This window comes from Sphingobacterium sp. CZ-UAM (assembly GCF_002000245.1).
Classification (GTDB): Bacteria; Bacteroidota; Bacteroidia; order Sphingobacteriales; family Sphingobacteriaceae; genus Sphingobacterium.
The window spans coordinates 2162160-2174710 of sequence record NZ_MTCM01000001.1 but is presented as its reverse complement, the minus strand read 5'-3'; the positions used below and the strand labels follow the sequence as shown (position 1 = coordinate 2174710).

Below are 12551 nucleotides of genomic sequence, written 5' to 3'. Positions count from 1 at the left end.
TGGTCAAGGAACAAAATAGGCTGCTCAAACGCTAAAATGGCCTTTAAAAGTACTTCTCGTGCTTTTGGGGTTCATGCTAGTTTTTTGAACAGCCTTTTTCTAAAATAGGGCTAAATATAAGGCTTGATTAAATCATATTAAACCATTGCTGATATTTTTCGCCAATAAAAGGAAGTGCCTTTTTCTCACCCGAGAATGCCGCCACTAAACCTAATATAAGGGCGATAAGTAAGATTACACCGACAATATTCATAATTAATCCCCCGATACCCGGGATAAAGCTGAATAAGCCCAGTACTAATCCTGTCACGGTAATGCCAATACTCTGTCTGATATGGAACTGACCAAGCGTAGTCTTTTCTTTATTGTTCATAATGATGGCGGCGATCAGGCCGATGAGGGTTAAATAGGAAATAATAGCAACTGTTTTGCCTTCGTTTGATGATGTGCGCTGCACTGAGTTTCTCTCCATGATACTTATACGATAAAGTGTGATGTAAATGTATAAGGCAAATGTAAAAGAGAAAATCCCTGTTTTCTTTAGCTGAATTCAGGGATATTTTATTTTTTGCGGTATATATTATGTCGCTGGGTTCCTGAGATTAGCCCTCCACGCTTTCTAGCAGCTGCTTTTCGTGGAGTTCAAAGTATTCACCTCTTTTTTCCATTAATTCAAGGTGTGTACCCTGTTCGACAATCTGACCTTGATCCATGACAAGAATATGGTCTGCATTTTTGATGGTCGAAATCCGGTGGGCAATAAAAATACAGGTTTTGCCCTTCATGATGCGGCTCAATGAGCGTAAGATTGTTTCTTCGGTTTTGGTATCCACTGCGGACAAACAGTCGTCAAAGATCAGTATGTTTGGCTCTTTGACCAAGGCTCTTGCAATGGAAACACGTTGTTTTTGACCGCCCGAAAGAGTAATGCCACGCTCTCCGACAGCAGTTTCAAAACCATCTTCAAAAGCGATAATATTATCATATACAGCAGCGTCTTTAGCAGCTTGTTCGATCTGTTCCTGTGTAAAATGATCCAGTCCGAAGCCAATGTTATTGGCAATTGTGTCCGAAAATAAGAATACATCCTGTGGGACAAAACCAATTTGTTGACGCAGATTTTTGAAGTTGAGATCCTTTAATCCAATGCCATCGTAGCGGATATTACCCTGATCGATATCGTACATCCGTAGTAATAGGTTGGCCAAAGTAGATTTACCCGAACCAGTTTTTCCGATAATCGCCAGAGTTTTTCCGACCGGTACTTGGAATGAGACGTTTTTAATGGCCTGAATGCCTGTTTCGGGATAGGTAAACGAGATGTTTTCGACATTGATATCACCGGCGATTTCTTTCTCAATTTTACCATTGGCAATCGGGGATCGGGTTTCCAGAAATTCATTGATCCGTTTTTGTGATGCTGCCGCACGTTGTACGAGTGAAGTTACCCAGGCCAAAGACATTGCGGGAAAGGTCAATTGATTGACATAGATAATAAATTCGGCAATATTTCCGGCTGTGACTGTTCCTTTTGCGACTTCAATACCGCCGATATAAATGGTGATGACGGTGCTGAGACCGATCAGCAACAAGATCAGTGGAAAGAAAACGGCCTGTACCTTGACCAAGTCCAATGCCGTGTTGCGGTAGATTGTACTTTCCTGTTCAAAAGCCTTCATCTTATTTTCCTCCCGGGTATAGGTTTTGATGACACGGATACCGGCAAAGGTTTCCTGAACAAAGGAAGAGAGTTTCGCTAACTGTTTTTGTATTTTTAAGCTGCGTTTATTGATGATTTTATTGACAAAAAGGATGATGACAGATAATACCGGAATAGGAGCCAATGCATAGGTCGCCAATCTCCCATTGACACTGTACATGGCATAAATAACCATAATGGACAGGACCACCGTATTAATGGCATACATAATGGCCGGTCCCAGGTAGTTCCGCACCTGATTGACATCCTCTGTCGCGCGGCTCATCAGATCACCGGTATTATTTTTACGGAAAAATCCGAAATTCAGCTCCTGATAATGATTGTATATTTCATTTTTAAGATCATATTCGATATAACGGGAGGTCAGAATGATGGTCTGCCGCATAAAGAATAGGAAAATGCCCCTTAGCAGAGAAAGCAGCAGGACAACAAATCCAAAGAACAGCAGGCTTGTACCAAATACCTTATAGATAAGCTCCTGTCTATCAAACCCATCAAAAAGGCGGTAGAGATAGATGTTTTCCTGTACAAGGTCAAACGCTTCGCGGATTACCTTAGCGGGGAGTACCCCAAAGTAATTGGAAATGATGACAAAAATCACCCCTGGAACCAGTTTCCAGCGGTATTTATAAAAGTACTTATTTAAGTAGGCGAGATCCTTCATATTATGGATACAAAAATAGGACTAATTCATCAACTCTGCTTTATATTTCGATGAAATTACTGTCATTGGGAAATCAAATGTTAAGTCTTGGATAAAAAAAGATATTATGCACAACGAATAATTTTCCTACTTTTGCATCAAGTACCTTAAAAAATTAAAACAAATTAGAGTAGTACATTTTATGTCAACATCTCAAAATTCTATTTTTGAATTGATGAGCCAGTCTGGCCATCAAAACTTATTTTTCTGTAATGATGAATTAGTGGGCTTAAAAGCTATTGTTGCGATCCATGATACCACATTGGGGCCAGCAATAGGCGGGGTTCGTATGTTGCCATACGAAACTACAGAAGAAGCTATTGAGGATGCTTTACGTTTATCCAAGGCCATTACCTATAAATCTGCGATCACCGGATTGAATTTGGGTGGCGGAAGTGCTGTTATTATCGGTAATAGCCGTTTGGACAAATCTGAGGTTTTATTACGCCGTTTGGGCCAGTTTATCGAGGGATTGAATGGTAATTTCATCGCTTCCTTGGATGTAGGTACGACACAACGCGATTTAGAATATATTTATACGGAGACTGACCATGTTGCTGGTTTACCAAAAGCGATCCACGGCAGTGGGGTTGGCGATACATCTGTTTTTGCAGCCCAAGGTGTTTATTTCGGTATTAAAGCCTGTCTGAAAGAATTATACGGATCAGAGAGTGTAGCCGGAAAAAAAGTGATTGTACACGGTGTAGGTAGTGTTGGTGAGCGATTGATCGCTATGTTGCGTGAAGAAAATGCGCGTGTTTATGTAAGTGACATTACAGAAGAAAAAATGCTTAAGGTTGCTGCAAAATACAAAGCAGAACCTATTCCTTACAATGAAGTATTCGATCATGAATTTGACGTCTATTCACCTTGTGCATTGGGCGGTACGGTAAATCCCGAATCGGCGCAAAAAATGCAATGTAAAATTATTGCAGGTTCGGCAAATAACCAATTGAAAGATGAGGTAACGACAAGTGCTATTCTACATGAAAGAGGTATATTGTATGCACCGGACTATTTGATTAATGCAGGTGCGTTGATCAGCTGTTATTCAGAAATTCAGAATTATGGGGTGGATCACACGGAATTCGTGATCAAAAACATATATAATGCGACTAGAGACGTATTGAAAAAATCAAAAGAAGAGAATATCTCTACTTTTGAAGCGGCCAATCGCATTGCGGAGAAGCGTATCCAAGATATTAAAAAGATCAAAAGATAGTCTTCTTTCCAAAATCGTTCTTATTTATTAGTTTATAAAAAATCGTTCTTTAAAATTACTATGTTAAACAGGAGACACCTGAGGGTAAAAGTAGTGCAAACGCTTTATGCGTACAGTCTTTCAGAAGACAAAGACATCAAAACATTTGAAAAAGCACTATTAAAAAATGTGGATGAAGTCTACGAGATGTATATCTGGACACTGAATCTATTGGATGAAGTATCCGATTATGTATTGATAGACGCAGAAGGCAGAGCCAACAAATTTTTGCCAACTGAAAAAGACTTGTCTTTAACGACCAAGTTAAGTACAAATACTTTTATTGAGTCATTAAGACAAAATCCGCAATATGCTGAGGGCGTCAAAAAATATAAGATTTCATGGAGCTTTGATCCAGAGATCGTGCGCACGGTATTTTTGCAATTAAAGGATTCTGAAGCCTATTTGGAATATCTACAGCAAGAAGACCGCTCGATAGGTACTGAAAAAGATATCATCAAACATATCTTTAAAAAGATTATCCTCAAATCACCGGTTATCGAACAGGTTTTTGAGGAGAAATTTATCAACTGGCCTGTCGATAAAGAAGTGTTGCAAGCGTTGATCGCGAAAACTTTTAAGAACTTCAGTTCGGAAGATCCGCGTAAAAATAAACTTGCCGAAATCACGCAAAACTGGAATGATGACAGCGATTATGTCATTGCCTTGTTGGGTAAGACCATCCGTAATACGAATGAGTATCAGAAACTGATTTCTGAGAAAACAAAAAACTGGGAATCAGACCGTATTGCTTTGATGGATACTCTTTTGATGCGCATGGCAATATGCGAATTGGTGAATTTTCCATCTATTCCTGTGAAAGTGACAATAAATGAGTATATTGAAATTTCTAAGGTATTCAGTACATTGAAAAGTAATACATTTATTAATGGTATCTTAGATAAAATATTAAGCGACCTGAATCAACAGGGAAGAATCCAGAAGGCGGGTCGTGGTTTAAGGGATTAAAGATCAATCAACACATGAAGAACTTTAGTAAATATTCAGTTTTAGCTTTGGCATCGGTACTTTTCTTTTCTTGCGGAAATGCACAAAAAGAGAAAGTGGAGGCCGCTACGATAGGACCAGCGGCTGTAGCGACAGACAGTCTTTCTAGCGCTGCGGCGAAATTGGGTAAAGTAGAATTTGCGGAATCGGCTTTTGATTTTGGGCAAGTCAAAGAAGGCGCTGAAGTAAAACACACATTCGTATTGAAGAATACGGGGGATGCGCCGATTATTTTGTCCAAAGTGACCGCTTCCTGTGGTTGTACACAGCCTGAGTTTTCAAAAAGCCCTATCTTACCAGGAAAAACATCAGATATCCATGTAACTTTCAAGAGTGAGGGACAGGTTGGTAAGCAGCAAAAGATCATTACGGTCCAGTCAAATGCTTCCAACAGTATGACCACTGTTCAACTAAAGGGTGAAGTATTACCAAAATAACACATTATTAAACGATATAATAACAGATGAATACAGTATTATTACAAGCAGCAGGTGGCAGTAGCATGATGAGTTTTTTACCAATGGTTTTGATCATTGTGGTATTTTATTTCTTCATGATCAGACCACAGATGAAGAAGCAAAAAGATCATAAGAAATATATTGAAGAATTGGGCGTAAACGCTAAAGTTGTTACCACTGCAGGTATCCACGGACGCATCGTAGAGGTATCTGACACTACGTTCCTGGTAGATGTCGGTTCAGGTGTAAGAATCCGTTTTGACAAGTCTGCAATTGCTTTAGATGCTTCAAAAGCTGCGAACGCAACTGAAAAAAGCGCTTCATAAGCGTCTTTATTGAAAAAATAGCAAAGCCAGTCTCCAAAAGAGATTGGCTTTTTTGCTTATCTTCTCTCTTTCAACCAGTGTACGATTATGTCAGCTGTCCCAGCTGTTTTCATACGGTCAATTGTTGCTTCGCGTGTGCTATATTACTCCGCAGTAGGTGGAGTTTGAAAAATCGCCATATAGGGTATTCCATATACCGACATAAACGTGGTAATCGCAGTTTTTTCGACTTATTCCTTTAAACTGTAATGTACAGGCTCCTTGTTGCACTTCGGTGATTGATGTCATTAAATGAGATTCACCCTCTAAACCCACTAATGCCAGGTTGATTTTGTAGCTGTTATCCTCATATTGACCATTAGAAGTCCATTTGAGATCAATCGTATCACCGTGAAGACTAACTTCGCAATTGGTTAGTGGTGTCAACTGTCCAGCAAAGACGACCAGTTTCTCGGGGTTGACAAAAGGATTGTTCTCCGAATCTAATTCTATGGCTTCTTTAAAAATATGGCGCTGAGCCAATTGGAAAGCCCCTATTCGACTTCCTTTTTTGGCTAAAAACTGGTAACCAAAATCAAGTATCCTACTATTGTCACCGGCAAATTTTCCGGCAACTTTTTGCTTTTTTCTATTCAGGAGTTCTGACTCGCTTGGTGGAGAAGTGCGTTTTCTTTTTGGTCCGCGAACAATATTTTGACCATTTAATATATACGCACTAACAGAGCCAAATTTTCCGGTAATTGGACCATTAGGCCCGTTTTGTAAAATCGCCATAGTCTTTGTTTTTATTGTTTATAATTGCTGGTATCTAACTTATTACCAAGTTAATACCAGATTCGCAATTAAAAGCGAAGTAACACTATTTTTACAGTATATTAATAAGGTGTTAATAGGGATTTGCCCCTTTAATACCCCTGTTAACCCCCTGTTAACCCCTTGTATTTTCCCTGTTAATTGAGAAGTTGGTAATAAGCTATTATTAATTTGTACCTAACATGGTGAAGAGCATTCCCATTGATACTTTGCCTTAAAAACTGATTTTAGCTTCAGGAATCATCAACTGAGGTAAAATTAAAAGCGTTACTAGTGAAAATAATTTTTTGTAACTTAATGACTCCTATAATCAATTATGAAAATAAATATTGACATGCGGGACAAGGGACTGACTGTATTAAGTGTCCTTGCTATATTGATGGTATTGGCTATGTTTTTTGGAGAAATACTCGGTCGGTCGCTATATTATTGTACGCATTAAACAAGAAAAGGTGAGTAATGATAAAGCTGATCTTCCAATTCTTTAGTTTTGTTATCTTGTTCAATTTGTTTGTTTCAGCCTGTCTGGTATTTCAAATGCCTGGCTTTGTTGAGCGGCATGGGACAGTCTCACTTGTGCTCTTTTTTTGGTTTAAAGTAATTGGCCTGGTGCTGTCTATTCTCGCGGAATATGTTTTTAACCTTCGAAAAAAAAAGCTTTTTTTATGCAATATAGGATATTCTCCTACAAAAATACTTGGTAGCATTTACCTGATTGATCTCATATTTTATCTTTTCCTATGTGTGCTGATCGTAGTTTATATATAGATAGCCTTTCTTTCAGTCGAGGGGGGAGAGCAATACTTTCGGGGGTATATCTACAGGTGCCAAGCAATACTATCGTCGGTATATTGGGGCGAAATGGTAGCGGAAAATCAACTTTAATGAACTGTGTCTTTGGAAACAGCAGGCCCGATTTTGCTTTTATGAAATGTGACGGAAAGGTCTTTAAACATGGGTATCTTACGAAGGAAATTACCTACCTGCCACAACATGGATTTGTGCCCAAAAACTTGTCTGTTCGTAGATGCATTGAACTTTTTGGCCTTCAAGATTCACCTTTGACCGAAATTCCAATCATTCAGGAATATATTCATTTCAAGTTTGAGAATCTTTCCCTTGGATTCGCCAGACTATTTGAAAATCTTTTGATCTTATATTCAAAAGCGAGCTATTCACTTTTTGATGAGCCTTTTGTAGGGCTAAGTCCACTATATATCGAATTGTTTAAGGAGCATCTTCAACACATGAGAGAATTTAAGGGGATTTTGATTTCTGATCACTATTATCATGATGTCATGGAGCTTAGCGATGAAATGTATCTAATGAAAGAAGGTTCATTATTGAAGATTAATGGCAAAGATGAACTTGTATTGCATCAATATTTAAATATGTCTGATTAATTGCCATAGCTTCATCAGCTTTTTTGTCTGCCTAGTTATTTTTAACACAATCCTATTGTTTTATTGAGTAGTGGGCCTGTTGACATAAAGATGTCAGTCCACACGTATAATTTTAGGCAAAAGAAAATATCATGAACAATCTAAAACCGTTTGACGGACAACATTGTGAAACCACAGCCACAGGGACATTACTGCGGCAGCTTGGAATTGAACTTTCCGAACCCATGCTTTTTGGACTCGGAGAGGGGCTTAGTTTTATCTATTGGAAGATGAAAACAATGGATTTCCCCTTTCTGGGTGGACGCATTAAGACTGATCTACTAACAAAGAATCTCTGTAACCATCTCAACCTCGAGCTTACTGTAAGGGAAACCAGCTCGAAAGCAAAGGCCTGGAAACAGGTCAAACAGTTGTTGGATGCAGGGCAAATCGTTGGACTCAAACTCGACGCCTACTACCTTGAATATTTCACAAATCCATTCCATTTCGCTGGACACTATGTTGCGATCTATGGTTACGACGACCGAAATGCATTTTTGGTCGATACCCGGCAACAGGGTGGGAAAGTCAAAACCTCGCTCGAAAGTCTGGCTTTAGCAAGAGCGGAGAAGGGGCCAATGGCATCCAATAATTTATATTACACGATACAGCGAAGGAGTGTAGATTTTGACTTAAAAAAGTCTGTCATTACCGCTATTGTTAACAATGCAAACGAATACCTGAACCCGCCTATCACAAATATTTCTTACAAGGGAATTGTGAAGGCCAGTGAGGAGCTTATAAAATGGTTCAATAGGAGCAAGGATATAGCCGCCGAATTTAAAATGGCCGCTAATCTGATGGAAAAAGCCGGCACCGGAGGCGCACTGTTTCGAAATTTATATCGCGATTTTCTAAAGGAAAGTTATGACCTGCTCCAGATTGAGCAACTTCGTGAGGCCTATCAAGAATTTGTGGAAATAGCTTTGTTATGGAAATCAGTTTCAGACTTATTTTATCAAATCGGTGAGACAGCTCGGATTGAGTACATGCAACAGGCTTCGGAGATACTCAAAATCCTAGCTGATAAAGAGAAAAAGGCTATGGAGATATTAAGCACATTAAATGAATGACCAAATAATCATGTATCTTTGTAAAGAAATACTTTTTAACTAAGTTTATACTATGTATAGTAACAAAGAAAATGCCTCAAGGTCATTTAGCGAATCTGAGATTGCTTTGTTGAAGGAAGGCCTTAGCCGTACATATAAAGAACGATTTGAAATGGCTACACGTCTTTACAAAATTCAGCAAACGCTTAAAAAGGCTAAAATTCTACATAAACCCTTTCCTCAAAAATAGTTGTTTTCCTTGGATATGATTATTTTTTAATGCCTTGGATGGTTTCAACCTTATTTTGCAGAGAATAGTCGTAATAGTAATATCGTGCATTGACGAGATTATTTAGGATTAGATAGATAAGTCATTAGAATCGCTCTCTTGCGCTTTTATTTCGATACAATCACGCACACTTAATATCCCCGGTAAAAAGAGATTTTACGGAACATATGTTTTAACGAGAGCCTATATTTTGATCCTAGCCCAGAAAGACATCTTATTATTTTGAATTGCCAATGTATCTCAGGTTATCAAAAAAGCGTTCTATTAATCTTCTGTCTTTAGTTATTATTTCCGCAGTGCCTTTTGTATCGAATTTAAAATCCAAGGAGGTACCGTAGTTGGTCGTTAACCCTGATGGAAAATTTATCGTAATCAAATAAATATCTGTAGCTTTTTCTCCTGATTGAAATGAACTAGAGACAAGTCCGATATTATTGACAACTGCTTTTATGTATCCATATTCCATGTATGGATAGTCCGCTAACTTAACGATGGCTTCCTGACCTATTTTTACTTTGCCTGCACCGGAAATGGGTAACATAACTTGTCCTAAAAGACCATTCTTTTCAGGAACTATCGAAAAAAGGGGCTCTCCAGCTTGTACAAATTGATTTTCGTTCCAAAATTTCAAAAACTGAATTTTACCGCCCATTGGAGCTGTGATTAAATATTGCTTCTCCCAAAGTGCAATCTTATCATTTAAATTGTTGTACGCGGTATTAACTTCGAGTTCTAGCTGTATTTCCTTTTCTGTTTTAGCAATTCTGTTCTGTTGGATAGAATTTTCAGTATTGCTGATCTGCTCGCGGACAACCCCAGTATTCCTGATAGAGGATTTTTGTTGATCGGTTGAATTTAAATTAGATGCCAAAGATTTTTCATATTCGGCCTGACTTATTACTTTTTTTGATAGGAGAATGGAATCTCTTTCTAAAAATTTGCGATTCAACTTGAAATTTTCATTACTGATAAGCTCTTTTTCTTTAAGCGTATTTAGTGCCTGTTGTTGTTCATGAAGTATCTTGGATAAAGAGATCTCTTGCTTATCAAATAGACGATGATTCTGATAGTCTGCTAATTGTTTTAAACTTGATAAAAAAGAAGAATAGGGTAAAGTCAGGTCACCTAAATTTAAGTTTTTTGGTAGGGATTCATACAAATTTTTCGCACCTATATTTGAAAATGAGATCCCCTTTGTTTTGTCTTTAATTTCTTGAATCAATGTTGGATTGGCCGGATTATCTATCCACGCTACAAGCTGTCCGATTTCAACTTTCTGTTGTGACTTTAACTGATTGAATTTTAACTTACCATTTTGAGCTGCAACTAGTCGTAATGGTGCTTGTTGGGCAGAAATCGTAACCTCACCGGTTATGATGTCAGGATATTTGACAATATAGCCAAAAAATAGCAATAGGCTTACAATCCCACAAACAATATAGGTTACATACTTCGCAAAAGTAACAGGCATGCGTTCGATTATATCCCGAACCTCTTCTGTACGGTTCGGGATGTTTAAAATCTTTTCTTCCTTTTCTGATGGCAATTTTTTGTACATTATTAAAATTTGAAGTAGCCCAAAATACTAGCTCCCGGTAAAATTTCGCATTGTTTTCGGTAGTAAGATTTGAACACTTTTATCTTTATTCACTTTAACAAAAACTTTCAATTTGGTTTCAATCGGTCTGCTTGTATTAAATCTTATGGCAGCACACCATTTTACTTTTTTTGAATTATCAAAATATCTATTCTCTTTTAATAAAGCTGCTTTTATAATATTGCTTACGTCAGATTCGGTTCCACCAATTAGTTTTATGGATTTTAATTCCCCGTCTACTGAAATTATCAATTCAAAGACACAAACTGAATCAATTAGAGCATTCGCTCCAAGGGAACTCACTTGTGTAGCAATCTTTTGTTGGAGATTGTTTATATCGCCCAAATACTTTGCTGGAAAACACCATGGCGGAATCTTCCCATAAAAATCGATGTTATCTGAAAAATAATAGACCGCACTGTCTCTATATAAAGACACTTTATTAAGATATTTAATATTAGCGTTCAAATTTGCATTCAAATATTTTGCTTGAATCTTTTGAATGTCGGATAAATTCAGCCAAGGGTAATCCTGATGTAAGACAAACCGATCTCCTTCAAAATTTAGATCATAATACTTATGGTCTTCGTTGAACCCATTAAACTGTGTTATTTTTTTAAAAAATATTTTGATATAGGATGCTTTTTGATTTGCATATACTACATCAATATAATTTACATTATCATCTTTAATCGGCTCCTTTTCTAAAGATAATACCTTTATCTGCCCATTTTCTTGAGAGAATCCATATAATGAAAACAGAAACGTCAGAAGTAAAAGAAAAAATTTCATACCAAATGAATTTTGTTATTTATAATATACAACTGTACCTTGAGCATAGCTTGTTCCATCTGGTCCATCAGGTTGTAAAAACTGCGCTTCCGATGTCATTCCGCTTATTACTTCTCCGGCTCCTCCTTTAGCAGAATATGTTCCAGCATTTTTATTTATTATTTCTATTTATATTACTTCAACGTCACTAGTTCATTAAGTAAACCCTTTAATCTCCTGTCCAATTTCCTAATAGACGTGGTAGTTGAAGCTCTACTGTGCCATTTTTCTTTAATTGTGCAAAGATTTTAATGCGTGTTGTCATTCTTTGGCCATTATTCGCCGATACAGCCGCTCTCCACTTGCCGTTCTTGGAAGAAGCTAATTCTTCCTTAACAAAATCTGAAAATTTAGAGGGCTTTCCAAATAGTAATTTTTCTATAATTAAACTATCCTTAAGTGGGTTTTCTTTTCGAGTGATAAGAGCATGAAACACAATTATCGAATCTATCCCTCTATATTTTTTACTTAACTTAACTTTTTTAGCAATTTCCTTTTCTACACTTCTCAAATCCCCTATAAATTCTGCTGATCTACCCCAAATAGTGGGAATAACAGTGTTGAATTTGTTGAGTGGAATAGGGCGCAATGAATCTAGCATAAAAGTGAAAGTTGTACTGTCTAAATATTGGTTGATCGATCCTATGCGATAATATGAAATGGAATCCATGTGTACTTTAGACCTCGCATACTCAATTTCTTTTTTAGAAGGTACCCGGATATTTGGGTAATATTTGTTAAATACAATTCGATCAGCTTTGAAATTGAAATCGAAAAATTTAGATTTTTGTCTGAATGCGCCTTGATAAAATTCGGAGCGTAAGTATTCAAGTTCACTTTCTTTTGGTATGATAGACATTGTAAAAACGGTATCTTTTCTTATTCCAAACGATAACTCCTTTGCATATTTGTCCCCTAGGTCATTTTTTTGAACTATTTTTACTTTAACTATCCGTTTAAGACTATCTTTAAAAATCATTTCCTGTCCTTTAGTACCTAAACAAAAGAATACCAAAAGACATAATAAAAAAATGGTTGTATTTTTCATTTT

At 37.3% G+C, this 12551-nt stretch carries 12 protein-coding genes; 6 read left to right on the top strand and 6 right to left on the bottom strand.

The window, feature by feature from the left end; all coding sequences use genetic code 11:
• Positions 1-127 precede the first annotated feature (127 nt).
• Together BWD42_RS09250 and BWD42_RS09245 are read right to left on the bottom strand one after the other, a co-directional pair.
• Entirely contained in the window at positions 128-472 is a 345-nt protein-coding gene (locus tag BWD42_RS09250; RefSeq protein WP_077435264.1) for a DUF4870 domain-containing protein, read from the bottom strand.
• 130 nt (positions 473-602) lie between these two features.
• The gene (locus BWD42_RS09245) at positions 603-2384 is read right to left on the bottom strand and encodes an ABC transporter ATP-binding protein (RefSeq protein WP_077435262.1); all 1782 of its coding nucleotides are present in this window, start codon (positions 2382-2384) and stop codon (positions 603-605) included.
• A 181-nt stretch (positions 2385-2565) separates the two neighbouring features.
• On the opposite strand from BWD42_RS09245, the gene BWD42_RS09240 reads away from it, so the two are divergent.
• From BWD42_RS09240 to yajC, 4 genes are read left to right on the top strand one after another with little or no spacing between them, the layout of a single operon-like run.
• Positions 2566-3645: a Glu/Leu/Phe/Val family dehydrogenase gene (locus BWD42_RS09240; RefSeq protein WP_077435260.1), complete on the top strand. Its 1080-nt coding sequence runs from the start codon at positions 2566-2568 to the stop codon at positions 3643-3645.
• A gap of 60 nt (positions 3646-3705) precedes the next feature.
• Positions 3706-4653 carry a transcription antitermination factor NusB gene (gene nusB / locus BWD42_RS09235; protein ID WP_077435258.1) on the top strand — a complete coding sequence of 316 codons (948 nt, stop codon included), beginning with the start codon at positions 3706-3708 and terminating at the stop codon, positions 4651-4653.
• A 14-nt stretch (positions 4654-4667) separates the two neighbouring features.
• Positions 4668-5129: a DUF1573 domain-containing protein gene (locus BWD42_RS09230; protein WP_077435256.1), complete on the top strand. Its 462-nt coding sequence runs from the start codon at positions 4668-4670 to the stop codon at positions 5127-5129.
• Between the two features lie 26 nt (positions 5130-5155).
• Entirely contained in the window at positions 5156-5476 is a 321-nt protein-coding gene (gene yajC, locus BWD42_RS09225; protein ID WP_077435254.1) for a preprotein translocase subunit YajC, read from the top strand.
• 138 nt (positions 5477-5614) lie between these two features.
• Here the strand turns inward: yajC and BWD42_RS09220 are convergent, their stop codons facing one another.
• On the bottom strand, positions 5615-6250 hold the full coding sequence (locus tag BWD42_RS09220; RefSeq protein ID WP_077435252.1) for a hypothetical protein: 636 nt from the start codon (positions 6248-6250) through the stop codon (positions 5615-5617).
• 779 nt (positions 6251-7029) lie between these two features.
• Here BWD42_RS09220 and BWD42_RS09210 point away from each other — a divergent pair.
• Together BWD42_RS09210 and BWD42_RS09205 are read left to right on the top strand one after the other, a co-directional pair.
• A complete protein-coding gene (locus BWD42_RS09210; RefSeq protein ID WP_077435248.1) occupies positions 7030-7692 on the top strand; it encodes an ATP-binding cassette domain-containing protein in 663 nt (220 codons plus the stop codon).
• 131 nt (positions 7693-7823) lie between these two features.
• Positions 7824-8804 carry a BtrH N-terminal domain-containing protein gene (locus tag BWD42_RS09205; protein WP_077435246.1) on the top strand — a complete coding sequence of 327 codons (981 nt, stop codon included), beginning with the start codon at positions 7824-7826 and terminating at the stop codon, positions 8802-8804.
• Positions 8805-9289: 485 nt separating this feature from the next.
• Here BWD42_RS09205 and BWD42_RS09200 read toward each other — a convergent pair whose 3' ends face one another.
• From BWD42_RS09200 to BWD42_RS09190, 3 genes are all read right to left on the bottom strand, one after another.
• Entirely contained in the window at positions 9290-10630 is a 1341-nt protein-coding gene (locus BWD42_RS09200) for an HlyD family efflux transporter periplasmic adaptor subunit (protein WP_077435244.1), read from the bottom strand.
• Positions 10631-10657: 27 nt separating this feature from the next.
• On the bottom strand, positions 10658-11461 hold the full coding sequence (locus BWD42_RS09195) for a hypothetical protein (RefSeq protein WP_077435242.1): 804 nt from the start codon (positions 11459-11461) through the stop codon (positions 10658-10660).
• Positions 11462-11669: 208 nt separating this feature from the next.
• Positions 11670-12548 carry a hypothetical protein gene (locus tag BWD42_RS09190; protein WP_077435240.1) on the bottom strand — a complete coding sequence of 293 codons (879 nt, stop codon included), beginning with the start codon at positions 12546-12548 and terminating at the stop codon, positions 11670-11672.
• Positions 12549-12551: the final 3 nt, after the last annotated feature.

Coding starts and splice junctions, on each gene's coding strand:
- BWD42_RS09250 (WP_077435264.1), bottom strand. CDS start 472: ATGGAGAGAAACTCAGTGCAGCGCACATCATCAAACGAAGGCAAAACA.
- BWD42_RS09190 (WP_077435240.1), bottom strand. CDS start 12,548: ATGAAAAATACAACCATTTTTTTATTATGTCTTTTGGTATTCTTTTGT.
- BWD42_RS09205 (WP_077435246.1), top strand. CDS start 7,824: ATGAACAATCTAAAACCGTTTGACGGACAACATTGTGAAACCACAGCC.
- BWD42_RS09200 (WP_077435244.1), bottom strand. CDS start 10,630: ATGTACAAAAAATTGCCATCAGAAAAGGAAGAAAAGATTTTAAACATC.
- BWD42_RS09230 (WP_077435256.1), top strand. CDS start 4,668: ATGAAGAACTTTAGTAAATATTCAGTTTTAGCTTTGGCATCGGTACTT.
- yajC (WP_077435254.1), top strand. CDS start 5,156: ATGAATACAGTATTATTACAAGCAGCAGGTGGCAGTAGCATGATGAGT.
- BWD42_RS09210 (WP_077435248.1), top strand. CDS start 7,030: ATGTGTGCTGATCGTAGTTTATATATAGATAGCCTTTCTTTCAGTCGA.
- BWD42_RS09220 (WP_077435252.1), bottom strand. CDS start 6,250: ATGGCGATTTTACAAAACGGGCCTAATGGTCCAATTACCGGAAAATTT.
- BWD42_RS09195 (WP_077435242.1), bottom strand. CDS start 11,461: ATGAAATTTTTTCTTTTACTTCTGACGTTTCTGTTTTCATTATATGGA.
- BWD42_RS09240 (WP_077435260.1), top strand. CDS start 2,566: ATGTCAACATCTCAAAATTCTATTTTTGAATTGATGAGCCAGTCTGGC.
- BWD42_RS09245 (WP_077435262.1), bottom strand. CDS start 2,384: ATGAAGGATCTCGCCTACTTAAATAAGTACTTTTATAAATACCGCTGG.
- nusB (WP_077435258.1), top strand. CDS start 3,706: ATGTTAAACAGGAGACACCTGAGGGTAAAAGTAGTGCAAACGCTTTAT.